This window comes from Azospirillum sp. Sh1 (genome assembly GCF_008365135.1).
In the GTDB taxonomy this organism is placed as follows: domain Bacteria; phylum Pseudomonadota; class Alphaproteobacteria; order Azospirillales; family Azospirillaceae; genus Azospirillum; species Azospirillum oryzae.
Window position 1 is genome coordinate 61899 of sequence record NZ_VTTK01000030.1, and the last position, 25230, is coordinate 87128.

At 67.9% G+C, this 25230-nt stretch carries 22 protein-coding genes; 17 read left to right on the forward strand and 5 right to left on the reverse strand.

All coding sequences use genetic code 11. The features are described from left to right. Positions 1–158: 158 nt before the first annotated feature. The 4 genes from FZ029_RS24520 (at position 159) to FZ029_RS24535 (ending at position 4948) form a co-directional block, all read left to right on the forward strand. Positions 159–689: a 2Fe-2S iron-sulfur cluster-binding protein gene (locus FZ029_RS24520; RefSeq protein WP_149272337.1), complete on the forward strand. Its 531-nt coding sequence runs from the start codon at positions 159–161 to the stop codon at positions 687–689. Continuing rightward, positions 686–1675, forward strand: coding sequence for a xanthine dehydrogenase family protein subunit M (locus FZ029_RS24525; protein ID WP_149272338.1), 990 nt, complete (start codon positions 686–688; stop codon positions 1673–1675). The genes FZ029_RS24520 and FZ029_RS24525 overlap by 4 nt, the downstream gene beginning before the upstream one ends. Then, complete coding sequence (locus tag FZ029_RS24530) at positions 1672–3972, forward strand: xanthine dehydrogenase family protein molybdopterin-binding subunit (protein ID WP_149272339.1); 2301 nt, start codon at positions 1672–1674, stop codon at positions 3970–3972. Before FZ029_RS24525 ends, FZ029_RS24530 begins: the two co-directional genes overlap by 4 nt. A 151-nt stretch (positions 3973–4123) precedes the next feature. Continuing rightward, the gene (locus tag FZ029_RS24535; protein WP_149272340.1) at positions 4124–4948 is read left to right on the forward strand and encodes an aldo/keto reductase; all 825 of its coding nucleotides are present in this window, start codon (positions 4124–4126) and stop codon (positions 4946–4948) included. A 167-nt stretch (positions 4949–5115) separates the two neighbouring features. Here the strand turns inward: FZ029_RS24535 and FZ029_RS24545 are convergent, their stop codons facing one another. Continuing rightward, positions 5116–6576 carry an ATP-binding protein gene (locus FZ029_RS24545; RefSeq protein ID WP_149272341.1) on the reverse strand — a complete coding sequence of 487 codons (1461 nt, stop codon included), beginning with the start codon at positions 6574–6576 and terminating at the stop codon, positions 5116–5118. Beyond that, entirely contained in the window at positions 6566–7327 is a 762-nt protein-coding gene (locus tag FZ029_RS24550; RefSeq protein ID WP_149272342.1) for a response regulator transcription factor, read from the reverse strand. Before FZ029_RS24550 ends, FZ029_RS24545 begins: the two co-directional genes overlap by 11 nt. A gap of 262 nt (positions 7328–7589) precedes the next feature. Here FZ029_RS24550 and FZ029_RS24555 point away from each other — a divergent pair, with 262 nt between their 5' ends. The 3 genes from FZ029_RS24555 to FZ029_RS24565 all read left to right on the forward strand — a co-directional run bounded on the left by FZ029_RS24555 (position 7590) and on the right by FZ029_RS24565 (position 12143). Continuing rightward, a complete protein-coding gene (locus FZ029_RS24555) occupies positions 7590–8858 on the forward strand; it encodes an ABC transporter substrate-binding protein (protein ID WP_247892476.1) in 1269 nt (422 codons plus the stop codon). 575 nt (positions 8859–9433) lie between these two features. Beyond that, on the forward strand, positions 9434–10915 hold the full coding sequence (locus FZ029_RS33130; protein WP_188052040.1) for a hypothetical protein: 1482 nt from the start codon (positions 9434–9436) through the stop codon (positions 10913–10915). Positions 10916–11018: 103 nt separating this feature from the next. Beyond that, positions 11019–12143, forward strand: coding sequence for a hypothetical protein (locus FZ029_RS24565; protein ID WP_188052041.1), 1125 nt, complete (start codon positions 11019–11021; stop codon positions 12141–12143). Between the two features lie 25 nt (positions 12144–12168). Here the strand turns inward: FZ029_RS24565 and FZ029_RS24570 are convergent, their stop codons facing one another. Further along, the gene (locus FZ029_RS24570; protein ID WP_149272343.1) at positions 12169–13245 is read right to left on the reverse strand and encodes an NAD(P)-dependent alcohol dehydrogenase; all 1077 of its coding nucleotides are present in this window, start codon (positions 13243–13245) and stop codon (positions 12169–12171) included. A 388-nt stretch (positions 13246–13633) separates the two neighbouring features. On the opposite strand from FZ029_RS24570, the gene FZ029_RS24575 reads away from it, so the two are divergent. The 3 genes from FZ029_RS24575 to groL all read left to right on the forward strand — a co-directional run bounded on the left by FZ029_RS24575 (position 13634) and on the right by groL (position 16700). Further along, complete coding sequence (locus FZ029_RS24575; RefSeq protein ID WP_149272344.1) at positions 13634–14164, forward strand: hypothetical protein; 531 nt, start codon at positions 13634–13636, stop codon at positions 14162–14164. Positions 14165–14738: 574 nt separating this feature from the next. Continuing rightward, positions 14739–15056 carry a co-chaperone GroES gene (gene groES / locus FZ029_RS24580; RefSeq protein WP_109154222.1) on the forward strand — a complete coding sequence of 106 codons (318 nt, stop codon included), beginning with the start codon at positions 14739–14741 and terminating at the stop codon, positions 15054–15056. Between the two features lie 18 nt (positions 15057–15074). Further along, a complete protein-coding gene (gene groL, locus FZ029_RS24585; RefSeq protein WP_149272345.1) occupies positions 15075–16700 on the forward strand; it encodes a chaperonin GroEL in 1626 nt (541 codons plus the stop codon). Between the two features lie 88 nt (positions 16701–16788). On the opposite strand, the gene FZ029_RS24590 is transcribed toward groL, so the two are convergent. Then, on the reverse strand, positions 16789–17802 hold the full coding sequence (locus FZ029_RS24590; protein ID WP_188052042.1) for a DUF4118 domain-containing protein: 1014 nt from the start codon (positions 17800–17802) through the stop codon (positions 16789–16791). Between the two features lie 254 nt (positions 17803–18056). On the opposite strand from FZ029_RS24590, the gene FZ029_RS24595 reads away from it, so the two are divergent. Together FZ029_RS24595 and FZ029_RS24600 are read left to right on the forward strand one after the other, a co-directional pair. Continuing rightward, a complete protein-coding gene (locus FZ029_RS24595; RefSeq protein WP_149272347.1) occupies positions 18057–19202 on the forward strand; it encodes a PQQ-dependent sugar dehydrogenase in 1146 nt (381 codons plus the stop codon). A 31-nt stretch (positions 19203–19233) separates the two neighbouring features. Beyond that, positions 19234–19710, forward strand: coding sequence for a GNAT family N-acetyltransferase (locus FZ029_RS24600; RefSeq protein ID WP_149272348.1), 477 nt, complete (start codon positions 19234–19236; stop codon positions 19708–19710). A 30-nt stretch (positions 19711–19740) separates the two neighbouring features. Here FZ029_RS24600 and FZ029_RS24605 read toward each other — a convergent pair whose 3' ends face one another. Then, on the reverse strand, positions 19741–20718 hold the full coding sequence (locus FZ029_RS24605; RefSeq protein ID WP_149272349.1) for a quinone oxidoreductase: 978 nt from the start codon (positions 20716–20718) through the stop codon (positions 19741–19743). 117 nt (positions 20719–20835) lie between these two features. On the opposite strand from FZ029_RS24605, the gene FZ029_RS24610 reads away from it, so the two are divergent. The 5 genes from FZ029_RS24610 to FZ029_RS24630 form a co-directional block, all read left to right on the forward strand. Then, positions 20836–21711: a LysR family transcriptional regulator gene (locus FZ029_RS24610; protein WP_149272350.1), complete on the forward strand. Its 876-nt coding sequence runs from the start codon at positions 20836–20838 to the stop codon at positions 21709–21711. 440 nt (positions 21712–22151) lie between these two features. Further along, the gene (locus FZ029_RS24615) at positions 22152–22550 is read left to right on the forward strand and encodes a winged helix-turn-helix domain-containing protein (protein ID WP_149272351.1); all 399 of its coding nucleotides are present in this window, start codon (positions 22152–22154) and stop codon (positions 22548–22550) included. A gap of 22 nt (positions 22551–22572) precedes the next feature. Next, entirely contained in the window at positions 22573–23103 is a 531-nt protein-coding gene (locus FZ029_RS24620) for an arsenate reductase ArsC (protein ID WP_149272352.1), read from the forward strand. Then, a complete protein-coding gene (gene arsB / locus FZ029_RS24625; protein ID WP_247892477.1) occupies positions 23093–24169 on the forward strand; it encodes an ACR3 family arsenite efflux transporter in 1077 nt (358 codons plus the stop codon). Before FZ029_RS24620 ends, arsB begins: the two co-directional genes overlap by 11 nt. A gap of 321 nt (positions 24170–24490) precedes the next feature. Continuing rightward, a partial coding sequence (locus tag FZ029_RS24630; RefSeq protein ID WP_247892479.1) for an aldehyde dehydrogenase family protein occupies positions 24491–25230 on the forward strand: 740 nt, incomplete at its 3' end.

Sequence of the window (25230 nt, forward strand, 5' to 3'; positions counted from 1 at the left end):
GGAGAGGGAGATTCTCCCAGCCACTAGATTTTTGCCCGACCAGCGTGATTTCCGGCGTCGCTGACGGTTAACAGGCCGGCCCATTTCGCCCGCAAGGCGGAGGGGCCGGCCGCGGGCTGCCGTCGGCCAGGACCCGTTCCGATTTGGGGAATGCGCTGATGAACTTCACCATCAATGGGCAAAGCGTCGAGGTCGAGGCGGATATCCGCAGTTCGCTGCTCGACCTCCTCCGCAACAGTTTGGGATTCACCGGGACCAAGAAAGGCTGCGATCAGGGTGCCTGCGGCGCCTGCACCGTGCTGGTCGACGGCGAACGCATCAACTCCTGTCTGGCGCTCGCGGTCCAGTACCAGGGCCGCAGCATCACCACCGTCGAAGGGCTGGGCAGCGACGGCGCCCTGCATCCGCTGCAGCAGGCCTTCGTCGAGCATGACGGCTTCCAGTGCGGGTATTGCACGCCTGGCCAGCTCTGTTCCGCCATCGGCATGGCGCGCGAGATCGAGCGCAACGTCCCGAGCGTCGTCACCGCCGACCTTACGGCAGCAAGCGTCACCGTCGACGAGCAGGAACTGCGCGAACGCATGAGCGGCAATCTCTGCCGCTGCGGCGCCTACAACGGGATCATAGAGGCCATCTCCGAAACGCTGGTCAAGACGCCGGAAACGACGCAGGAGAGGGCACGGGCATGAACCCCTTCACCTATGAACGGGCGTCCGACGCGTCGGCCGCCATCGAGTTGGCCAAGGGCAACGCCGCGGCGCGCTATCTCGGCGGCGGCACCAATCTGGTCGATCTGATGCGCGAGACGGTCGAACGGCCGGAGATGCTGGTCGACGTCACCGGCCTGCCGCGCGGGATCGAGCCCCGCGCCGACGGCGGCCTGCTGATCGGGGCGGCGGCGTCCAACACCGCGCTCGCCGCCGACAGCCATGTGCGTGCCCATTACCCGCTCCTCGCCCGCGCGATCCTCGCCGGGGCCAGCGCCCAAATCCGCAACATGGCGACGGTCGGCGGCAACATCCTGCAACGCACGCGCTGCCGCTATTTCTACGACAATGCTGCGGCCTGCAACAAACGGCAGCCGGGGGCCGGCTGCGACGCCCGCGACGGCTTCAACCGCTATCACGCCATCCTGGGCGCGTCGCCGGCCTGCGTCGCCACCCACCCGTCCGACATGTGCGTGGCGCTCGCCGCCCTCGACGCCACGGTGCATCTGGACGGTCCCTCGGGACCGCGCAGCATCGCGCTTGCCGAGCTGCACCGCCTGCCGGGCGACCGGCCGGACATCGAGACGGAGCTGAAGCCGGGCGAGCTGATCACCGCCGTAGAACTCCCGCCCCTGCCCTTCGCCCGCCGCTCGACCTACCGCAAGGTTCGCGACCGCGCGAGCTATGCCTTCGCGCTGGTCTCGGTCGCCGCCGCGATCGATCTCGACAATGACGGGACGGTGCGCGACGTGCGGCTGGCGCTCGGCGGCGTCGCCCACAAGCCGTGGCGGGCCTCGGCGGCCGAAGCTGCGCTGAAGGGCCGGCCGGCCAATGCGGAGAGCTTCCGCGCCGCCGCGGAGGCGGAGCTGGCCGCCGCGACCGGGCTTCGCGACAACGCCTTCAAGATCGAACTGGCGAAACGGACGATCGTCGCCGTCCTCGGCGAGCTGACGGGAGACGACGCATGAGCATGCAATCCGAGTCCGCAAACACCCGGCCCGGCCGCTGGCAGCCGGCGGTCACGCAGGATCCCCTCATTCAAAAGCATGGCGCACTGGGGCATGGGGCACTGGGCCAGCCGGTCTCGCGCATCGACGGGCCGCTGAAGGTTCGGGGCAAGGCCCGTTTCGCCGCCGAGTTTCCCTATGACGGCCTTTGCTACGCGGCACTCGCCTACAGCACCGTCGCGCGCGGGCGGATCACGGCGCTCGACACCGCGGCGGCCGAAGCGGCGCCCGGCGTCGTGCTGGTCATGACCCACCGCAACGCCCCCCGGATGAAGGCGCCGTCGCTGATGATGTCGTCGCCAACGGCCGCCGGGGCGAGCGACCTGCCGGTGATGCAGGATGACGAGATCCACTGGAACGGCCAGCCCATCGCCGTCGTTCTCGCCGAGACGCAGGAACAGGCCGACCATGCCGCCTCGCTGGTGAGGGCCGACTATGCGCCGTTGCCGGCCGTGACGTCCTTCGACGAGGCGAAGAAGACGCCGCGTCAACTGGACAACATCCTGGGTCAGCCGCCGGTGGTCGAGATCGGCGATGCCGAGGCCGCCCTGAAAGCCGCCGCGGTGCAGGTGGACGAAGTCTACCGGACGCCGCGCCACAACCACAATGCCATCGAGCTGCATGCGGCGACCGTCGCCTGGACCGGCGACGAGCTGAGGGTGCATGACGCCAGCCAGCTTCTCGACCTGACGGCGGGGCAACTGGCCGACATCTTCGGCCTGGAGCCGGAGAAGGTCCGCGTCTCCTCCCCCTTCGTCGGCGGCGGCTTCGGCGGCAAATGCCTGTGGGACCACCAGATCCTCGCCTGCGCCGCCGCGAAACTCGCCAACAGGCCGGTGCGCATCATGCTGTCGCGCGAAGACGTGTTCCGCATCGTCGGCGGCCGGACGCTGACGGAGCAGCGGATGGCGCTCGGCGCCAGCGCCGACGGCCGGCTGGATGCGCTGATCCACACCGGCATCGCGGCGATGACCACGCACAACTCCTGTCCGGAGCAATTCACCTTTCCAGCCCGCCACCTCTATGCCGCCAAGTCGATCCGGCTTGCCCAGGAGGTCGCCGACATGGACATGCTGGCGAACACCTTCATGCGGGCGCCCGGCGAATCCGTCGGCACCTTCGCGCTGGAATGCGCCATCGACGAGCTTGCCGACAAGCTCGGCCTCGACCCCATCGAGTTGCGGCGGCGCATCGAGCCGGAGACGGATCCGACCAGCGGCAAGCCCTTCTCCGCCCGCCACCTGATCGACGCCTATGAAAAGGGGGCCGAGAGGTTCGGCTGGGACCGCCGCAGCCCGACGCCACGCGGGCGGCGGGACGGCGAATGGTTGATCGGCATGGGCTGTGCGACGGCCACCTATCCGTACCACCGCTTCCCCGGCGGTGCGGCCCGGATCAGGCTGACGGCCGGCGGACAGGTCACCGTCTCGACCGCAGTCCACGACATGGGCATGGGCACGGCGACGGCGCAGGCCCAGCACATCGCCGCCCGGCTCGGCGTTCCGCTCGACCGTGTCACATTCGAGTATGGCGACACGACCCTGCCGCGCGGGGTGATCGCCGGCGGCTCGACCCAGACGGCCTCGATCGGCGGCGCCGTCATCGCCGCGACGGAGGTTTTCGTCGAGGAACTGTTGAAGCTTGCCGGCAACGATTCGCCGCTGGCCGGCCTGTCGCTGGCCGAGGTCGAAACGCGGGACGGCGGCATCGGCCACCGCGACGATGTTGCGCGCTTCGAAAGCTACGAGTCGATCCTGCGCCGGTCGGGACGCGACGAACTGGTCTGCGAGGCCGAAGCCCCGCCGCCGGCGGAGATGGAGGCCTTCTCGATGCACTCCTATGGCGCGCAGTTCTGCGAGGTCCGGGTCAGCGAGATCACCGGGGAGGTCCGCGTCTCGCGCTTCCTCGGCTCCTTCGACGCCGGCCGCATCCTCAACGCCAAGACGGCGACCAGCCAGTTCAAGGGCGGCATCATCATGGGGATCGGGCTGGCCCTGACCGAGGAAACCAACTTCGATCCGCGCAGCGGCCGCATCGTCAACGCCTCGCTGGCCGACTATCACGTGCCGGTGCAGATGGACGTTCCCACCATCGAGATCCTCTACACCGACATCCCCGACCCGCAGGCGCCGATGGGCGCCCGCGGCATCGGCGAGATCGGCATCACCGGGGTCGGTGCCGCCGTCGCCAACGCCGTCTACAACGCCACCGGCAAGCGCATCCGTGACCTGCCGATCACCCTCGACAAGCTGATGTGACGCTTCGCTTGGTTCGATCTGTGAATTGAATTCACAAGTGATATGGCGGGAGAAGCGGTTTCCCGACCGCCCTTCCCGCCATATGTCTGCATGCAACCGATTTGACGCGCCCAAGTAACCCGCTGCGGCGCCGAACAGGAAAGAGAGCAGGATGCAGACCGTGAAGGCGAATGGAGCCGAAATCCCCGCGCTGGGCTTCGGCGTGTTCCGCATGTCGGACGAGGAGGTCGAGCAGGTGGTTCCGGCCGCGCTCGAAGCCGGTTTCCGCCATTTCGACACCGCGCAGATCTACCGCAACGAGGCGGCGCTCGGCCGCGCCCTGCAAGCCGCAGGATCCCGCCGCGACGATCTGTTCCTGACCACAAAGGTCTGGGTCGACAAATACAGCCCCGAGCTGTTCGCCGCGTCGGTGGATGAGAGCCTGGAGAAGCTGAAGGTCGACCGGGTCGATCTGCTGCTGCTGCACTGGCCGGCCGATCAGGTCGCCATCGCCGACCAGATCGAGATGCTGAACGCGGTGCAGGCCGCCGGCAAGACCCGCTTCATCGGCGTCAGCAACCAGAACATCGCTCAACTGCGGGAGTCGGTGCAACGCAGCAAAGCCCCCATCGTCACCAACCAGATCGAGGTGCACCCCTATCTCGACCAGAGTGCGATGGCGGCGGCGGCCAGGGATCTCGGCGTGGCGATCACCGCCTATTACGCCATGGCCGACGGCAAGGTGCCGCGCGATCCGGAACTGCAGCGGATCGGCGCCAAGTACGGCAAGACGGCGGCGCAGGTGACGCTGCGCTGGCTGATCCAGCTGGGGCACATCGTGCTGTCGAAAACCGCCAAGCCGGAACGCGTGCCGGAGAATTTCGCGGTGTTCGACTTCGCGCTGGACGACGGCGACATGGCGGCGATTGCGAAGCTGGCGCGGCCGGATGGACGGATCGTGAGCCCGGCGGGGCTGGCGCCGGTTTGGGATCGGTGAACGAGCGCCCGCCGGGCGCCTAATCCCCTCTCCCCCCTGGGGAGAGGGTTAGGGTGAGGGGGTCGCGTGGCGGCCCGATCCCAAGAATCCACCTCATGCATCCCCCTCACCCCGACCCTCTCCCCGGGGGGGAGAGGGGGGATTATCACGGATCGCCGAACCTACCCTCACAACATCCGCGGCAGCGTTACCCTGACCCGCAACCCGCCGCTGGCGCGGTTGCTCAACTCGATGCGGCCCTGGTGCGCTTCGACGATCGACTTCACGATGGACAGGCCCAGCCCGCTGCCGCCGGTCTTGCGGTTGCGGGAGCCTTCCAGCCGGACGAAGGGCTTGAAGACGTTGGCGATCTCCGCCTCCGGGATGCCGGGACCCTCGTCGCAGACATCGACCACGATCTCGGCAGCGTCGGCATCGACGGAGACGGTGGCGCGCTCGCCGTACTTGATGGCGTTGTCGATCAGGTTGGCGAAGGCGCGGCGCAGGCTGGACGGGCGACCGGCGAGGCGGAGCTGGCGCGCCTGCTCGAACCGGTCGCTGCGCTCCACCCCGCCGCCGAAGATGGTGCGGACGGCGGCGAACTGCAGCGGCGGCGGCTCGTGGTAGGTCACCGGCGCGCCGGTGTCGGCGTAATCGTCGCACAGGCTCTGCAGCAGGCTGGCGAAGGCGACCACCTCCACCTCTTCGCGCAGCACGTCGTCGCCGAGGAACTCCAGCGTCGCGGTCACCATCGCCGCCATCTCGTCGATGTCGGCCATCATCTTGGCGCGCAGCGCGTCGTCGTCGACATACTCGGCGCGCAGCCGCAGCCGCGTCGCCGGGGTGCGCAGATCGTGGCTGATCGCCGCCAGCAGATGGGTGCGACCCTCCATCAGGTCGCGCAGCGCGTTGCGTGCCTGGTTGAAGGCGCGGGCGAGCGAGGCGACCTCCTCCGGCCCGTCTTCCGGCAGCGGGCGGGGGTGGAGGCGGTCGTGCGGGCGGGTCGCCTGCTCCGCCAGCGCCTCCAGCGGGCGGACCAGCCGGCCGGGCAGCCAGAGCAGCAGTCCCAGCGCCAGACCGAAGGCGGCCAGCCCGGCCAGCACCATCTCGAACGGCGTGCTGCGCGGCCGCCAGAAGCGCGGGCTGGCGAACTCCAGCCAGCCGCCGCCGGCAAGCTGGACATAGACGCGGGCGTCGCGCAACTGGGCCGCCGTGTCCTCCGCCACCAGGGACAAGGATTCCGCCAGCGTCTGGGCACGGGCGGGCTGGAGCGGCAGCAGGGCGCGCTGGGCGGCGACGAACACCGGGCGCGGCGCGTCGACAACGCCGTCCAGCACCCAGCCGGCGGGAACGGTCGGGGTGCCGGGCGCCTGCCAGGACACCGACAGGTCGGGCAAACCGCTCAGCGCCAGCGCCGGCCCGGCGGCGACCCCGTCCAGCACAGCGCGGTCGGCCGCCTCCACCGCCGCCGCCATCGCCGGTCCCAGCCGGTGGGCAGTCAGCAGCTCCCGCGCGCGGTCGTCCACCAGCCGCATGCCGATCAGCGCCCCGCCATGGGTCAGCGCCAGAAGCGCCACCATCGCCGCCAGGATGCGGTGACGCAGCCGGGCGGGGCGCAGACGGGCCGGCAACAGACGCTCAAGCGCCACGGCCGGTCCCGGAACTGGTCCCGGAAGAGACGGACTCGCCCTGGTCCATCACCGTCGCGGTGAACTGGTAGCCGATGCCGCGCACCGTCTTGATCAGCGCCGAGCCGCCCGGCCCTTCCTCCAGCTTGCGGCGCAGGCGGCTGATCTGGATGTCGATGCTGCGGTCGAAGGGAATCGAGGTGTCGCCGCGGTGCTTCTCCAGCAGTTCGGTGCGCTCCACCACCTGCGGCGCGCGTTCCAGCAGCGTGCCGAGCAGGGCATATTCACCCTGGCTGAGATGCACCACCACCCGGTCGGGCGTGCGCAGCTCCCGCCGCCCCTGGTCGAGCGACCAACCGGCGAAGCCCAGCACGCGCGGCCGTTCGCGCACCGGCTCCGGCCCGCCGCAGCGGCGCAGGATCGCGCGGATGCGGGCCAGCAGTTCGCGGGCGCTGAAGGGCTTCACCAGATAATCGTCGGCGCCGACCTCCAGCCCGACGATGCGGTCGACCTCGCTGCCCATGGCGGTCAGCATGATGACGGGGGTTTCCGACTTGGCGCGCAAGGATCGGCACAGGCTGGTCCCGTCCTCCCCCGGCAGCATCACGTCCAGCACGATGAGATCGACCGGCCATTGCGCCAGCACCCGCGCCATCTCGCGCCCATCGCCGGCGGTGGAGACGCGGAATCCGCTCTTCACCAGGAAATCATGCAGCATGTCCCGGATCTCGGGATCATCGTCCACGACCAGGAGATGGCGCGCGCGCTCCATGGTTTTCCTTCCCTATTCCGTATGGAAGTTTCTTCTTGGTTGGCGCCGAGTGTAGCCTCCCCGGCCGGTCCGGGTACAGTGCGCCGCCGGGGCCGGTTTGTAACGGTTGCGTAACAGCGGCGGCACCGTGAAAAGGCGTTGTTACCAAATAATCCGGGCGCCGAATTGCCTGCGGGATAGAGTTCCTCCAGCGGCCGGAGGGCCTGGGGCCTGGGCCAACGGCAAGACCGAACGAAGAAGGGAACAGGGGGAAATGTCCAAGATGCCGTCTCTCAGCACATCCATCCTCGGCATGACCGCGATCGCGACCGTGATGGCCGGCGCCCTGCTGGCCGCTCCGGCCCGGGCCGAGCCGAAGGTGGAGGTGCTGCATTACTGGACCTCCGGCGGCGAATCGAAGGCGGCGGGCGCGCTGCGCCAGGACTTCGAAGCGGCGGGCGGCAAGTGGATCGACGCGCCGGTCGCGGGCGGCGGCGGCGACGCGGCCAGCACCGTCCTGCGCTCCCGCGTGCTGGCCGGCGATCCGCCGAACGCGGTGCAGTTGAAGGGCCCGAACATCAAGGAATGGGCGGCGCAGGGCAAGCTGGCGACGCTGGACGACGTCGCCAAGGCGGAGAACTGGGACGCCGTCCTGCCGCCGCAGATCCGCGACGTGGTGACCTACAAGGGCCATTACTACGCCGTTCCCGTGAACATCCACCGTGTCAACTGGATGTGGGTCAACCCGCAGGCGATGAAAAAGGCCGGCGTCGAGATCCCCAAGACCTGGGACGAGTTCAACGCCGCCGCCGAGAAGCTGAAGGCCGCCGGCATCATCCCGCTCGCCCATGGCGGCCAGCCCTGGCAGGAAGGCGCACTGTTCGAGGATGTCGTCCTCGGCCTCGGCGGTCCCGACTTCTACCGCAAGGCACTGGTGGAGTTGGATGCCAAGGCGTTGACCAGCGACACGATGGTCAAGGTGTTCGACCAGATGCGCAAGCTGCGCGGCTATGTCGACGACGGCTTCCCCGGCCGCGAATGGAACCTCGCCGCCGGTCTGCTGATGAACGGGCAGGCCGCCATGCAGATCATGGGCGATTGGGAAAAGGGCGAGCTGACCGCCGCCGGCAAGGTGCCGGGCAAGGATTTCGTCTGCGCCCATGTGCCGGGCAAGTCGGGCTACATCGTCAATTCCGACAGCTTCGTCATGTTCAGCTCGTCCGATCCCGACCGCGCCGCCGGTCAGAAGCTGCTGGCCAAGCTGATCCTGGGCAAGAAGTTCCAGGAGACCTTCAACGTGCTGAAGGGCTCGATCCCTGCCCGCCAGGACATGGCGCGCGACAGTTTCGACGAATGCGCGGTGAAGTCGATGGACGATCTGAAGGCCGCCATCGACAGCAACAGCGCCGTGCCCTCGATGGCGCACGAGATGGCGGTGCCCGGCGCCGTGCGCGGTGCCTTCCTGGACGTCGTCACCGCCCACTTCAACTCCACCATGTCCTCGCAGGATGCAGTGAAACGTTTGGCCGAGGCGGTCGATCTGGCGAAGTAAGTCTCCTTTTCCCTGTGGTGTCGTCTCTCCTTCTCTGGTGTTGCGCGTGACCTTGAAGCCCCCCTTCCACCATGGGAGAGGGGCTTTCTTCTTTCGCCCCGCGAATCACGGGAGTACCGCGGTTCCGGCGGAGCGACAGGATGGCGCCGGGCAGCCGAAAGTTCGCCGCGGCAACCCGGCAGGCAATCCGGCTGTCTCCGATGGGATTTGGATGGGTCCGACATGCCGGACATTTGCCGCCGACCAGCGGCCCGCTTCCCCCGATCGCGCGGAAGCGAAAGACGCCGGCGCGCACGCAAGGCGAATGACCGCCGTCCGACAGGCAATCCCGGCATCAGCGCAGGAGCAATCTCTCTAGAATCTCTTTAGAAATTTATCGGTTCCGCCGACTTCCGCTAACGTGTTCACCGGCCTTCCCGTCGGGAACATCATTGGTGGGCGAAATGCGGATGCCGTTTCAAAAACAAATACCGCCTGCAGACGCCCCTTCACCCGGCGGATCCGGTAACGGATCAATCAAGATCCTTGACCGTCTTGGACTGACGACAACCCTGTGCCTGTTGTCGTTTTCGGTGTTGAGCTACTTCCTTGCCGCATCGAATACCCATTATGGGGAAGTCGGCTTACCCAATCAGGGGGCGTTCTTCGACCGCCTGGCCGCCTCCGTCGCCGACCTGCCCATCCCGCTGGCCCACGCGTTGACCGCCGGCAACGTCTTCACCCATGACGGTCTGTATTTCCTGGCCTATTGCCTGCCCCTCGCCCTTCCGGTCGCCTTAGCCGCATGGCTGTTCCGCTGGCTGTCCGACGTCGACGGGCCGATTCCGAAGGCCGTGATGGACCGGCTTTTCCTGTGGCCGGTCGTCTTCACCGCCGTCAGCATCCCCTCCTTCCCGGTGATGACCCAGGACATCTGGTTTTCCGCGCTGTGGGGCGAGGAGATCGTCCGGGGGCAGAACCCCTATTATGTCTCTTTCACGCCGGAGCAGGCCGCAGCCTTCCCGTTCGACGAGGTGCCGGCGATGATGACCTACGGCCCCCTGTGGGCGGTGGTCTCGGCCGGCGTCATGGCGCTGAGCGGCGGGAATGTCTGGGTGACCGGACTTCTGTTCAAGCTGCTGCTGGCGGGGGCCTGGATCGGCGGGCTCGCCATCATCCGGCATATCGGCCGGACCCATGACGAGGCGACCGCCGCCGCCGGGCTCGTCGCCTTCGGCTGGCTGCCCATCGGCCACATCTATTCGGCCGGCGAGGCGCACAACGACATGGCGATGGTCGTCCTGATGATGCTGTGGCTGATGCGCCTTTCCGCCGGCGACCGCGCCGGCCCGCTGGCGCTGGCGGCCTCGGCCGCCTGCAAATACACCAGCGCCGCCCTGGTGTCCGTCGATCTGCTCTACCGGCTCGGCAGATCCAGAAACATGGATTTCAAGGGCAGGCTCACCGCCTACCTCCTGCGCGGGATCCCCGCCGCCGCCTTCTTCCTGGCCGTCCTGTTCCTTTTCTACCGCTCGCCCGCCTTCTTCGACGCCGTCCGCGGCATGTCCGGATGGCAGTGGCTGCAGCCGGTGGACGTCGTCCGGGTGGCGGAGCGGCTGCTGGGCATCGACATGGCCCCCCTGCGCTGGCTGGTGCGCGGGGCCTTCGCCGGCTTCGCCCTGTGGACTCTGGCCGCGCTGTACCGGCGGCCGACCGCGGAGAATGCCTGGAAGGCCGCCACCGCGGTGATGGCGGCGGTGGTGTTCGGCCTGTCGACCCATCTGTGGCCCTGGTTCATGCTGTGGCCGCTGGCACTGGCCGCGCTCGTGCCGTCCTGGTGGTTCTCGCGCTGGATCTTCGGGGTCGCGGCCTTGGCCCCCTTCGCGGTCGTCCCCTTCTGGCGCTACGAAGACGGATTCGATCCCTTCTACACCAAGACGCTGACCGCCCTGCCGCTCTATGCGGGCGCGACCCTCTTCATGGTCTGGATGCTTGGCCGCAAGGAACGGGCGGCGGTCGCCGCATGGGCGGCGTCGCTGCCGGGACGCCTGCGCATCGCCCGGGCCCACCGGTCATGAGGAGCCAGTCGTGACGGAGCGCCAGATGCCAGCCAGCCCGACCGAAACCCTCCTCGCCACGACAGGCCGGAGCACGGCTCCGCCCTTGTTCGGGAGTGACCCTATGCTGATGCCGACCCCGCAGCCGGCCCGGGACAGAAGCCTGGACGTCATCCGCGTCACCGCCCTCGTCTTCATGGTGGCGGCCCATTGGGGCCGCACGATCCCGGACGCCTACCCCCTCGTCAACATCCTGCAGTTCGTATTCGAACTGGCGCCGGTGATGTTCTTCTTCGCCTTCGGAATGACGCTCGATCATTTCCTGAGAAAGCCGCTGGCCCGGCGGATCGAAGGCCATCTGAAGCTGTTCATCCTGGCGGCAATCCACGGCCTGTATCAGGAGAAGAACCCGTTCACCAGCGACTTCTTCATGTTCCTCTTCGCCGCCCGCCTTCTGTTCGACATCCACGCCAGCGTCGGCACCGCCAACCGGGTGTTCATCGCCCTCTTTCTTCTTTCGCTGTGCGGCGCCTGGGTCGTCCTTCCGCTCCCCTACGTCTACGACCTGTTCGCGTCGCCCTTTCCGGGCTGGTTCCCGGTCTTTCCCTGGATCCTCTTCGTCGTCGCCGGGCGGATGTTCGCCCATCACCGGCAATCCGCCCGCACCGCCGCCGTCGCCCTGCTGGGGCTGTCGGTGGCGCTGTTCGACATCGTGATCCTCGGGCACGGAGTGTCGAAATGGCCGCTGTCGCCCGACTACGCCCTGCTGTTCGGCAGTGCGACCGCGCTGGCGTTCCTCGCCCTCGACCGCATCCGCTGGCCGGCCTTCCTGTCCTGGCGGACCGTGGACCTGCTGTCCGGCAATCTGCTGCTGGCGACCGCGCTGCATTACATCGCCGTCGCCGCGGTGAGGTCGGCGCATGGCGCGCTGTCTCCGGTCCTCGCCGGATCGGTTCCCCCCGCCTATCTGCCGGCGGCGATCACCCTGGAATATGTCCTGCTGGCCGGGATCGCCTTTCTCATCCTGATCGTGCTGGTCCGCGCGACCCTGGCGGTGGGAGCCTGGCTGGACGGACGCGGCATCCTCGGCATCGCCGACACCCTGTTGCCGACCATCGCGGTGACCGGCATCGTCCTCTATGCCGCCATGCTCCACCTCAACAACGACCTGCGCGACGCCGGGCTGCCCTTCCTCTGCGCCGTGGCCTTCCTGATCGTCTACAAACGAGGCATAGGAGGGCGGGCATAGGAGGACACCGGCGTCGCGACGGCCATCAGTTCGGCGTGATCGCCACCTTCAGCACGCCATCGCGCTGGTGGCCGAACAGCTCATAGGCAGCCTCGATCCGGTCGAGCGTGAAGCGGTGGGTGACCAGCGGCTTCAGGTCGACGCGGCCGGAGGCGACGACGCCCATCAGCCGGCGCATCCGCTCCTTGCCGCCGGGGCAGAGCGAGGTGACGATTGTGTGGTCGCCCAGCCCTGCCGCGAACGGCCCCAGCGGCAGGCGCAGGTCGCCGGAATAGACGCCCAGGCTGGACAGCGTGCCGCCCGGCCGCAGGACGCGCAGCGCCGCCTCGAAGGTCGCCTGGGTGCCCAGCGCCTCGATGGCGACGTCCACGCCGCGGCCGTCGGTGAGGCGCATGATCTCCTCCACCGGGTCGACCTCGCGGAAGTTGACCACGTGATCGGCGCCCATGCGTCGCGCCATCTCCAGCCGTGCCGGCACCGTGTCGACACCGATGATGGTGGTGGCGCCCTTCAGCTTGGCCCCGGCGGTGGCGCAGAGGCCGATGGGACCTTGCGCGAACACCGCCACCGTGTCGCCGATGCGGATGTTGCCGCGCTCCGCCCCGGCGAAGCCGGTGGACATGATGTCGGGGCACATCAGCACCTCCTCGTCCGTCAGCGCGTCGGGGACGGGGGCGAGGTTGGTCATCGCGTCGGGCACCAGCAGATATTCGGCTTGGGAGCCGTCGATGCTGTTGCCGAACCGCCAGCCGCCAAGCGGCTTCCAGCCATGCCTGGTGCCGGCGCCGTCCTGGGAATGGCAGCCGCACAGGCAGGCGTTGCTGTGGCCGCTGGGGGTGATGGCCCCGGCGATCACCCGCTGCCCCTCTTGGTAGCCGGTGACGGCGGAGCCCAGCTTCTCGATGATGCCGACCGGCTCGTGGCCGATGGTCAGGCCGCGGGCGACGGGATACTCGCCCTTCAGGATGTGGATGTCGGTGCCGCAGATCGTCGTCGTGGTGATGCGGATCAGCGCGTCAAGCGGTCCGACATCGCGAATCGGTTTGTCGTCCAGCACGATGCGGCCCGGTTCGACGAACACCGCCGCTTTCATCATGACCATGGCGTCCTCCCCCTGGATGGTGGCCGCCGGTCCCGGAGCTGCGTCGCGCAAACATCGCAAACGGCCCGCGGCCGGCGTTGTGCTTCACGCCGTCCAGTCTGGCACGGCGGGGAGGGGCCGGCGTTGATGCAGATTAAATGATGGGCTGGTCAGGGGCAGCGCCGTGACGCCGATTCGCCCCACCCCACGACCACGCGGCACTGGCCGGGAATGCAATGGAATGACTGCCGTGGACTATCGATGAATTTCGGCCAAAGGTTGTTATGCCGGGCGATATGATCTTCTATACGGATGTATTTTCTGATCATTTTCTAATTTTTATCGATGACCATTCGAAGAAACACTCCTATACGAGAGCCGTCCACTTCTTAAGACAAGAGGCCATTCAATGAAGTCGTTTGCACTCTCCACCATATTCTCGATCGCCGCCCTGCTGTCCGCCGGCGTGGCCAACGCGCAGCAGAAGCCCGTTGTTCTGTCGGCCCTGCCGTCGCAGAACTTCGCCTTCTGTCTGAGCAGCGATGCAACCGTTGTCATTTCCACTACGCTGCAGAACGAAGTCGGCGTCGTCATCACCAATGTCGGCAACAGCCAGACCAATACGTCCGGCACCGTGGTCGTCGCAGCCAACAATTTCTATGGCAACGGTGCCGGCGGCGAGTGGACGTCCGGAATGGGGGCGTCCACCCTCTCCGGTGGCTCCTGCTACAACGTTGGCATGATGAGCAAGACCACCTCGCCGAACGGCAGCAATCCCTGGACCTGTGGCCAGACGAGCGGTACCCCCAGCCTTACCGGCGCCACGATGTCGGGGCTGGTCACGACGACGACGCAGGTCATGTCGGTCGCAGCGGGTTATGTGGTGGCCAACGTCGCCTCGACGCTCAACAACGCGCCGAACGTGAACTGCCCGTACTGATCGATATTGCCGATCCGAACGGCGCTTGCCGGTCGGACGGATCCGGAACGGCCGCCCACCTTCCCGGTGGGCGGCCGTTTCCGTCGGTCATGTGCCGACGGCCCCAAACGCCTCAAGGATCCAATGAGCCGCCGGGCGACGGGAGTGTCTTGACGCCCGCCCGCGCCTGACTAAATTTTGCCCGCGCCGGGGTGCCTCACCCACAGGATCCCGGCGCACCCGAAGACCGTGTCCTGCATGTTGCTCTGCGGAGGATGTGTGCGATGCCGACGACAAGACTCTTGCGCCCCCCACCCCACCCGGTCCGGCCGGAGTGGGCGCCCGCCTGAGACAACGACCAAACCCGGCCGGCAAGACTTCCAGAATTTCCAAGAAGAACGGATCACCTGTGTCTGCGAAAGCAGACACGGGCACTTGGCACTGAAAGTTAATTTGACAATATTCCCGATTTTCTTCTTCAAAAATCCTCTTGACGGCAAAAACAGCCTGAGTAAATTTCCCAACCGAAAGCACGGCCCATTCGGGCGTGCTTGGGAAAGACAGACATTCGCTTAAGACCAAGGAGTGTCACACCATGAAGTTCAAACCGCTTCACGACCGCGTTCTGGTCCGCCGCGTCGAATCCGACACCCGGACGAAGGGCGGCATCATCATCCCCGACACCGCCAAGGAAAAGCCGCAGGAGGGCGAGGTCATCGCCGTCGGCGCGGGCGCGCGGGACGAGGCCGGCAAGCTGATCGCCCTCGACGTGAAGCCCGGCGACCGCGTGCTGTTCGGCAAATGGTCCGGCACCGAGGTGAAGATCGACGGCGAGGATCTCCTGATCATGAAGGAGAGCGACATCCTCGGCGTGATCGAGGCTGCCGCCGAACCCGCCAAGAAGGCCGCTTGATAGGGGAGGAACAGGACCATGGCTGCGAAGGACGTGAAGTTCGGCTCCACCGCCCGCGACAAGATGCTGCGCGGCGTGGACATCCTGGCCGACGCCGTGAAGGTCACGCTGGGGCCGAAGGGCCGCAATGTGGTGATCGAGAAGTCGTTCGGCGCCCCGCGCATCACCAAGGACGGCGTGTCGGTCGCCAAGGAAATCGAGCTGGCCGACAAGTTCGAGAACATGGGCGCGCAGATGCTGCGCGAGGTGGCGTCGAAGACCGCCGACCTGGCCGGTGACGGCACCACCACCGCCACCGTGCTGGCCCAGGCCATCGTGCGCGAGGGCGCCAAGTCGGTGGCCGCCGGCATCAACCCGATGGACCTGAAGCGCGGCATCGACATGGCGGTCGACGCCGTGGTGACGGAGCTGAAGGCCCGCTCCAAGAAGGTGACCACCAACGAGGAGATCGCCCAGGTCGGCACCATCTCCGCCAACGGCGACCGCGAGATCGGCGACATGCTGGCCCGCGCGATGGAGAAGGTCGGCAATGAGGGCGTCATCACGGTCGAGGAGGCCAAGAGCCTGGAGACCGAGCTGGACGTGGTCGAGGGCATGCAGTTCGATCGCGGCTACACCTCGCCCTACTTCGTCACCAATGCCGACAAGATGCAGGTGGAACTGGATGATCCGTACATCCTGATCCACGACAAGAAGCTGTCCGGCATCCAGGCCATCATCCCGGTGCTGGAGAAGGTGGTGCAGTCGGGCAAGCCGCTGCTGATCATCGCCGAGGAGGTGGAGGGCGAGGCGCTGGCGACCCTGGTGGTCAACCGCCTGCGCGGCGGCCTGAAGGTCGCGGCGGTGAAGGCCCCCGGCTTCGGCGACCGCCGCAAGGCCATGCTGGAGGACATCGCCATCCTCACCGGCGGCCAGGTCGTCAGCGAGGAGCTTGGCATCAAGCTGGACAGCGTCACCATCGATATGCTGGGCCGCGCCGGCAAGGTGGTCATCACCAAGGACAACACGACCATCGTCAACGGCGTCGGGTCGAAGGACGACATCAAGGCCCGCTGCACCCAGATCCGTCAGCAGATCGAGGAGACGACCTCCGACTACGACCGCGAGAAGCTGCAGGAGCGGCTGGCCAAGCTGGCCGGCGGCGTCGCGGTGATCCGCGTCGGGGGCGCCACCGAGGTCGAGGTGAAGGAGCGCAAGGACCGCGTCGACGACGCCATGCACGCCACCCGCGCGGCGGTGGAGGAAGGCATCCTGCCCGGCGGCGGCGTTGCGCTGGCCCGTGCGGTCGCGGTGCTGGAGAGCGTCAAGCCGGCCAACGACGACCAGCGCGTCGGCATCGAGATCGTGCGCCGGGCGCTGACCGCCCCGGTGCGCCAGATCGCCACCAACGCCGGCGTCGACGGCTCGATCATCGTCGGCAAGCTGAACGACAGCAAGGACTACAGCGTCGGCTATGACGCGGCCAAGGGCGAGTGGTGCGATCTGGTGAAGGCCGGCATCATCGACCCGGCCAAGGTGGTGCGCACCGCGCTGCAGGATGCGGCCTCCGTCGCCGGCCTGCTGATCACCACCGAGGCGATGGTCGCCCAGCTGCCGGAGAAGAAGCCCGCCATGCCCGCCCCCGGCGCCGACATGGACTTCTGATCCGGACGGCCCTCGGTCGCTATTGGCCTGGACGTTCCCTGGATGGGGTCGCGCCGCACTGGCGCGGCCCCTCGTTTCATGCGGCGGGTCATGCCGCGGCGGGCCTGTCGTCCGGCAGCGCCTCCCGGCAGCAGGGAAAGCGCAGTGTGACCTTCAGTCCATGCTCCGGCAGTCCATGCTCCGGCCGGGGTTCGATGTCGAGGTTGCCGCGCAGTTGCAGGGCGAGCTGCCGCATGATCCGGCCGCCCAGCCCGGTCCCCTGCGGCCGGTCCGACAGGATGCCCACGCCGTCGTCGCAGACGCGCAGCACGCACTCCCCCTCCTCCTTGCGGAAGGTCAGGTCGATGCGGCCGGATCGGCCGTCGGGAAAGGCGTATTTCAGCGCGTTGGTGATCAGCTCGTTGGCGATGGTGCCGACCGCCACGGCGACACCCATGTCGAGGTCGACGTCGTCCACCTCCGCGCTGACCGCAACCGGCCGGACCCCGACGACGCCGAGCTGGATGTCCTCCACCAGGCTTTCCAGGAAGTCCCTGGAACCGACGATGTTGACGCCCTCCACCCGGCGCAGGCGGACATAGACGCGCGACAGCACGCCGATCCGCTCGATGGTGCCGTTGACAATGTCCTGCCCGGTCCCCGACCGGTGGGCGGCAAGCGTCAGCTGGGCACAGATCTGTTGCAGGTCGTTGCGGATCCGGTGGTGGATCTCGTGCAGCATCAGATCCTTTTCCGCGTTGACGGCGGACAGCTGGTCCCAGGACAGGCGCAACTGCTCGTTCGTCCGGCGCAGGGCGTTGGCTCCGCCGGCGATCCCGAAGCCAAGGGCCATGTAGATGAGGAAGGCCAGCCGGTCGCCCGGTTCGGCGATCCAAAGCGCCCACTCCGGCTTCATGAAGAACCAGGCGGAGCACAGCCCCGACAGCACCACCGCCAGATACCCCGCCCCGCGGTCGAACAGCAGCGAGATGACGAGGATGGTCGGGAGGAAGACCAGGAACGGGTATTTGAACAGCAGCGGGTCCAGCGCGTAGCGCACCAGCGCCGTCAGCCCGACCAGCAGCAGCGTGATCCCATACTGTGCCCAGGCCGCGTGAGGCAAGCTGGACCTCAGCCGGCGCAAGATGCTTTCCATATCCCGTGCCCTGCTCCCCGCGTCACACCCATGGCGCAACGGAAGGGATAACAGCGGGGATCCGGATTCGGATTACCTGGGTATGCGCATAATGATGTGACGAATTTCGTCGATGCCCCTTCCGCGCGCGGCGGTATCGGAGTCTTTCGGAGTGGCCGGCCTTGGCCGCAGGTTCGGCACCCCCACCTTGAAGGCCAGCCAATAGATACCGGAGGATCGTGATGCGCAGCGCCCTGACCCTGTCGGCCACATCCCTTCTTGTCGCCGGCCTTTTCGCCACCGGCCCTGCCCTGGCGCAGGCGGTCAGGACCGTTCCGACCAGCGCCGGGCCGGTGGAGGTCAGCCGCTTCGCCGACGGGCTGGAGCGGCCCTGGGGCATCGATTTCCTGCCGGACGGCCGGGCGCTGGTGACGGAGAAGCCGGGGCGGCTGCGGATCATGGCACGCGACGGGTCGCTTTCCCCGCCACTGGCCGGCACGCCGAAGGTCTTCAACCAGGGCCAGGGCGGGCTGATGGACGTGGCGGCCGATCCGGATTTCGCCCGCAACAGGACGGTCTACCTCGCCTATGCCGAGCCCGGAGAAGGCAACGGGGGTGGGGGCACCGCCGGGACGGCACTGGGGCGCGGCACGCTGGGAGAGCGCGGGATCGAGGATTTCCAGGTCATCTTCCGCCAGTCGCCCAAGGTGGACGGCGGCAACCATTTCGGCACCCGCATCGCCTTCGCCTCCGACGGCCACATCTTCCTGACGCTGGGCGAACGGTTCAAGTTCGATCCGGCGCAGAAGCGCGACAATACGCTGGGCAAGGTGGTCCGGTTGAACCGCGACGGCTCGCTGCCGAAGGACAACCCCTTCGCCGGCGAAGGCCGGACGGCCGGCGCCATCTGGTCCTACGGCCACCGCAACGTCGAGGCGGCGGCCATCGACCCGCGCAGCGGCGCTCTGTGGATCGGCGAAATGGGGCCGCTGGGCGGCGACGAGCTGAACCGGCCGGAAGCCGGCCGGAACTACGGCTGGCCGGTGGTCAGCTGGGGCAAGCATTACGACGGCCGCGACATCCCCGACCCGCCGACCCGCAAGGAGTTCGCCGACGCGGCGGTGCACTGGACGCCGGTGATCTCGCCCTCCGGCATGGTGTTCTACACCGGCGGACTGTTCCGCGACTGGCAGGGCAGCGCCCTGCTCGGCGGCCTCAGCGCAAAGGGGCTGGTGCGCGTCGCCATCGACGGGGCCAGTGCGAAGGAGGTGGAGCGCATTCCGCTCGACGCGCGCATCCGCGATGTGGCACAGGGACCGGACGGCGCCCTCTATGTCATCACCGATGCCGCCGACGGCGCGGTCCTGAGGTTGGCGCCGGCGAAATGACCGCCTGAAGATGGGCCGAAAGATGGGGCAGATGAGGATCAGAGACTACCGGCCGTCGGACGCCCCGGTTCTGGCGGAGATCTATGTCCGCTCCGTCCGCGGCATCGGCCCGCGCTTCTACAGCCCGGAGCAGGTGGCGGCCTGGGCCGCGCTGGCGCCGACGGTGGAGCGGGTGCGGGAAGCCTATGGCGACGGCCGCGTCGCCCTGGTCGTGGTGGACGAGGCCGACCGGCCGGTGGCCTTCAGCGACGTCGAATCGGACGGCCACATCAACTTCCTCTACTGCGCGCCGGAAGCCGCCGGCCGCGGCGTGATGTCGGCATTGGTCGACAGGCTGGAGGCGCGCGCCCGCGCAATCGGCCATCCCCGCCTGCATGTGGAGGCGAGCGAGGCCGCCCGCCCCTTCTTCCTGCGTCGCGGCTTCGCGATGCTGGAGCGCCGCGAGTTGCGGATCGGCGACGTGCCGATCCACAACTATGCGATGGAGAAGTGGCTGGCGCCGCGATAGGCGGCGCATCAGGCCGGTGTCAATCGGCCATCAGGCCGGCGTCAATACCAGGGCGCCGCTGGTGCCGCGCCCTTCCAGCGCGCGATGGGCCTCGGCGGCGGAGTCCAGCGGCAGGCAGGTCACCGGGCCGGCGCTCAGGCCATTGGCGACACGCGACAGCACCTCTTCGGCGGCGACGCGGTAGGCGGCGAGGTCGGACATGTAGCCGAACACGCTGGGCCGGGCGAGGCAGAGCGAGCGGCGCGGCCCAAGTTCGGACAGCTCGATGGGAGAGACCGGGCCGCCGGCCTGACCGACGCTGGCCACCGTGCCGAACAGCCGCACGGCGTCGAAGGTCCGGCGCAGCGTGTCGCCGCCGATGCCGTCCACCGCGACGTCGACGCCGCGCCCGCCGGTCAGGTCGCGCACCGCGATGACGAAATCTTCCTCCTGATAAAGAATGGCGTGGTCGAGCCCGTGGGCGCGGGCGATCTCCGCCTTGGCGGCGCTGCCGACGGTACCGATCACGGTGGCGCCCAGGCTCTTCGCCCATTGGGTCAGCAGCAGGCCGAGCCCGCCGGCGGCGGCATGCACCAGGATCGTGCTGCCGGGCCCCACCGGACAGACGCGGTTGAGCAGCATGTGGACGGTGATCCCGCGCAGCATCAGCGAGGCGGCGGTCACCGGCTCCACCCCGTCGGGCAGGCGCACGGCGCGGTCGGCGGCCAGCAGGCGCGCCTCGGCATAGCCGCCGGCCGGCAGCCCGGCCCAGGCGACGCGGTCGCCGACGGCGAGCCCGTCCACGCCCGGCCCGATCGCCTCCACCACGCCCGCGCCCTCGACGCCGAGCGTGGCGGGATATGAGGGCAGCGGGTACAGGCCGGTGCGGTGATAGATGTCGACGAAATTGACCCCGGCGGCCTCATGGCGCAGGCGGATTTCCCCGGCGCCGGGGGCAGGCAGGTCGACAAGGGCGTGCGTCAGCACCTCGGCGCCGCCCGGCGCGGTCATCTGAATGGAGCGGATCATAGCGGCTGTCTCCGTCGGTCGTTGCGATGGAGCGGAGGTTAATCTGTGGCGCATCGCGCAGAAATTCGGCATAACTGCGCATTGTCTGAGTGTTTTTGCGCAGATAGGGCATAAGCAATGAATTGGGATGACCTGCGCGTCTTCCTGGCGCTGGCGGACAGCGGCAGCCTGTCGGCGACGGCGCGGCGGCTGGGGGTGGACCATTCCACCGTCGCCCGCCGGGTGGCGGCGCTGGAAGCCGATCTGGGCGTGCGCCTGTTCGACCGGCTGCCGCGCGGCTACGCCCCGACGGCGGAGGGAGAGGAGTTCGCGGCGCTTGCCCGCCGGGTGGAGGACGGCGTGCTGGCGGTGGAACGCCATGCCCGCGGCCAGCCCGGCGAGCCGGCCGGCACGGTGCGCCTGTCGGCCCCGCCGGCCTTCGCCAGCCATTTCCTCGCCCCGCGATTGGCCGGGCTGCGGCGGACCCTGCCGAAGCTGGTGGTGGAACTGGTGGGCGATGCCCGCGCGGTCAGCCTGACCCGGCGGGAGGCCGACCTCGCCCTGCGCCTGCAGCGGCCGGAGGACGAGGGGCTGGTGGCCCGCCGCGTCGGCGCGATGGGCTATGGGCTCTACGCCACGCAAGGCTATCTCGACGGCCGGGACGAGGCCGGTTGGGAGTTCATCGGCTATGACGAGAGCCTGGACCATGTGCCGCAACAGCGCTGGCTGCGCCAGATCGCCGGCCGCCGCCCCTTCGTCTTCCGCGCCAACGACCTGATGAGCCTGCGCGGTGCGGCCTCGGCCGGCGTCGGCATCGCGGCGATTCCGCATTTCCTCGGCCGGTCCGATCCCTCGCTGGTCGCGGTCCTGCCGGATCCCCCTCCCCCACCGCCGCAGCCGCGCGAACTGTGGCTGCTGGTGCATGGCGACCTGCGGCGGTCGGCGCGGGTGCGGGCGGTGATGGACGCCCTGGTGTCGATCATCGCCGACGGGCGGCCGCTGCTGGAGGATTGAGGGTACCGCCGCCGGTTCGGTCGAAAATTTCGCCAGAACCGTGGGCATGGCAAAAAATCTTGGAACATAATCGCAAGTCGTCCCGTTGATTCGGAAGCATCGAAGAGTTCTGCTCTTGCAACCTGCTGAACCGATTAGGGAGGCGTAGTATGCCCATTCTTCTCTGGCTTCTGGGTGTTCCGGGAATCATCGTGATCCTTCTTTGGATGACGGGCATTATCGGCTTCTAAGGTCCGCCGGTTGCCCCCGGTCGAAACAGCCCATCGCACCAAGGCCTCCGCCGGCACCGCCGCGGAGGCCTTTGGTTTTCAACGCTCCGCACATCCGCGGGATGCGGTGTAACCGACTGTTATTTCGATTGTCATGGAACCGTCGTTGACAGCACGGGTCGCGGCTGGCATTTCCATGTTTGTCGAAACGTCGAATTCAGGGATGGCGGCATGGAGAAGAAGGACGTCCTGGCCGGACTGGCGGCGCTGGCGCAGGAGACGCGGCTGGACATCTTCCGCCTGCTGGTGGAGGCGGGGCCGGAGGGCCGCTCCGCCGGGGCGATCGCGGAGGCGCTGGCGGTCGCGCCGGCCACCCTGTCCTTCCACCTGTCCAACCTGACCCATGCCGGGCTGATCGTGCAGCGGCGCGAGAGCCGGTCGCTGATCTACTCGGCCGATTTCGGGCGGATGACCGGCATCGTCGGCTTCCTGTCGGAAAACTGCTGCGGCCGGTCGGCCAACCCCGCCGCCTGCGCGCCGCTCTGCGCGTCGGTGCCGGAGGCGGCCAATACGGAAAATCAGGAAGAAACGAGCAACGGAGCGTCGGCTGGCCCGCGCTGCGGCTGCTGACCGCCTGCAAACGGAGCGAAGAATGGTCGAGCATCGCGTCTACAACGTGCTGTTCCTGTGCACGCACAACAGCGCCCGCAGCGTCATGGCCGAATGCCTGCTGAACCGGGAGGGCAAGGGCCGCTTCCGCGGCTTCAGCGCCGGCAGCCAGCCGTCCGGGCGCATCAACCCCCATGTCCGCGACCTGCTGGAGCGGCTGGGCTTCCCGACGGCGGAGTTGCGGTCGAAGACCTGGGACGAGTTCGCCGCCCCCGGCGCCCCCCACATGGACTTCGTCGTCACCGTCTGCGACAACGCCGCCGGAGAGGTCTGCCCGGTCTGGCCGGGCCAACCGATCAGCGCCCATTGGGGCTTCCCCGATCCGTCCAGCGCCACGGGCACCGATGCGGAGAAGGCCGCCTTCACCGCCACAGTGTTCGGGCAGATCCAGCGCCGCATCCAGGCCTTCGTCGCCCTGCCCATCGCGTCGCTCGACCGCATGGCGCTGAAGCGCAAAATGGACGACATGGCACGGGCCGAATCTTCCCAGCGGGGCGGCACCGATGTCCGCTGACGTCCACTCCACCGCCCCGGCGGCGCGTCCCACCATGGGTCTGTTCGAGCGCTATCTCAGCCTGTGGGTGGCGCTGTGCATCGTCGTCGGCATCGCGCTCGGCCATCTGGTGCCCGGACTGTTCCAGGCGATCGCGGCGGCGGAGGTCGCCCAGGTCAATCTGCCGGTGGCGGTGCTGATCTGGCTGATGATCGTACCGATGCTGCTGAAGATCGACCTCGGCGCACTGGGACAGGTGCGGGAACATTGGCGCGGCATCGGCGTGACGCTGTTCATCAACTGGGCGGTCAAGCCCTTTTCGATGGCGCTGCTCGGCACGCTGTTCATCGGCCATCTGTTCGCCCCGCTGCTGCCGCAGGACCAGATTTCCTCCTACATCGCCGGGCTGATCCTGCTGGCGGCGGCCCCCTGCACCGCCATGGTGTTCGTCTGGTCGAACCTGTGCGAGGGCGAACCGCACTACACGCTGAGTCAGGTGGCGCTGAACGACCTGATCATGGTGTTCGCCTTCGCGCCCATCGTCGGGCTGCTGCTGGGCGTCGCGTCGATCACGGTGCCGTGGGGAACGCTGCTGCTGTCGGTGCTGCTCTACATCGTCATTCCAGTGGTGGCGGCCCAGTTCTGGCGGCGCAGCCTGCTGGCGGCCGGCGGCGAGCCGGCGCTGGCGCGCGTGCTCGGCCGGATCCAGCCGGTGTCGCTGCTGGCGCTGCTGACCACGCTGGTGCTGCTGTTCGGCTTCCAGGGCGAGCAAATCCTGGCGCAGCCGCTGGTCATCGTCCTGCTGGCGGTGCCGATCCTGATCCAGGTCTATTTCAACGCCGGGCTGGCCTATTGGCTGTCGCGCCGCTTCGGGGTGGCGTGGTGCGTGGCGGCGCCGGCGGCGCTGATCGGCGCCTCCAACTTCTTCGAACTGGCGGTTGCCGCCGCCATCAGCCTGTTCGGGCTCGGCTCCGGTGCCGCACTCGCCACCGTGGTCGGCGTGCTGGTCGAAGTGCCGGTGATGCTGTCGGTGGTGCGCATCGTCAAGGCAACCAAGCCATGGTACGAAGGAAAGGCGGGGGCGTAACGTCCGTCAGTTCATTGGGATCGGCTGTGGGTGGCACGACCCTTTTCAGACGCCCGTCACAATGTAGTTAAACTACATTATGGGCTGCCGATTTTTCACATCGGATTCGGCGGAGCAGGAGGCTGCCTCTGATAGAGGCTCTCCTGCGTGCGCTTCGATTGACCTGATCCAGATCAATTCTCACGGCAAGTGGTATGACCACTCTTGCGCGGCGGTCAGGCGGGATGTAGGTTTCCTACATACTGCATGGAACCGCGAGATTCGGGCGTTGCGGGCCGGGAGACCGGCCGCATGGCGACGCCCGACGGGAGACGCCCGATCATGGTCACGACCGTCACGACCCTTTCCGACCTGAACGCCCTGATCGCGCGGGTGAAGGCGGCGCAGGCGCGCTTCGCCGACTACCCGCAGGAGAAGGTCGACCTGATCTTCCGCAGCGCCGCTCTGGCCGCCGCCAACGCCCGCATCCCGCTCGCCAAGATGGCGGTGGCGGAGACCGGCATGGGCGTGATGGAGGACAAGGTCATCAAGAACCACTTCGCCGCCGAATACATCTACAACAAGTACAAGGACGACAAGACCTGCGGCGTCCTCTCCGAAGACCATGACGCCGGCATCCTCACCATCGCCGAGCCGGTCGGCCTGATCTGCGGCATCGTCCCCACCACCAACCCGACATCCACCGCCATCTTCAAGGCGCTGATCGCGCTGAAGACCCGCAACGGCCTGGTCCTCTCCCCCCATCCCCGCGCCCGCAAATCGACCTGCGAGGCCGCCCGCCTGGTGCTCGCCGCCGCGGTCGAGGCCGGCGCCCCCGACGACATCATCGGCTGGATCGACGAGCCCTCGCTGGAGCTGTCCAACGCCGTCATGCACCATCCCGACATCAACCTGATCCTCGCCACCGGCGGGCCGGGCATGGTCAAGGCCGCCTATTCCTCCGGCAAGCCCGCCATCGGCGTCGGCGCCGGCAACACGCCCGCCGTCATCGACGAGTTCGCCGACATCAAGCGCGCCGTCGCCTCCATCCTGATGTCCAAGACCTTCGACAACGGCGTGGT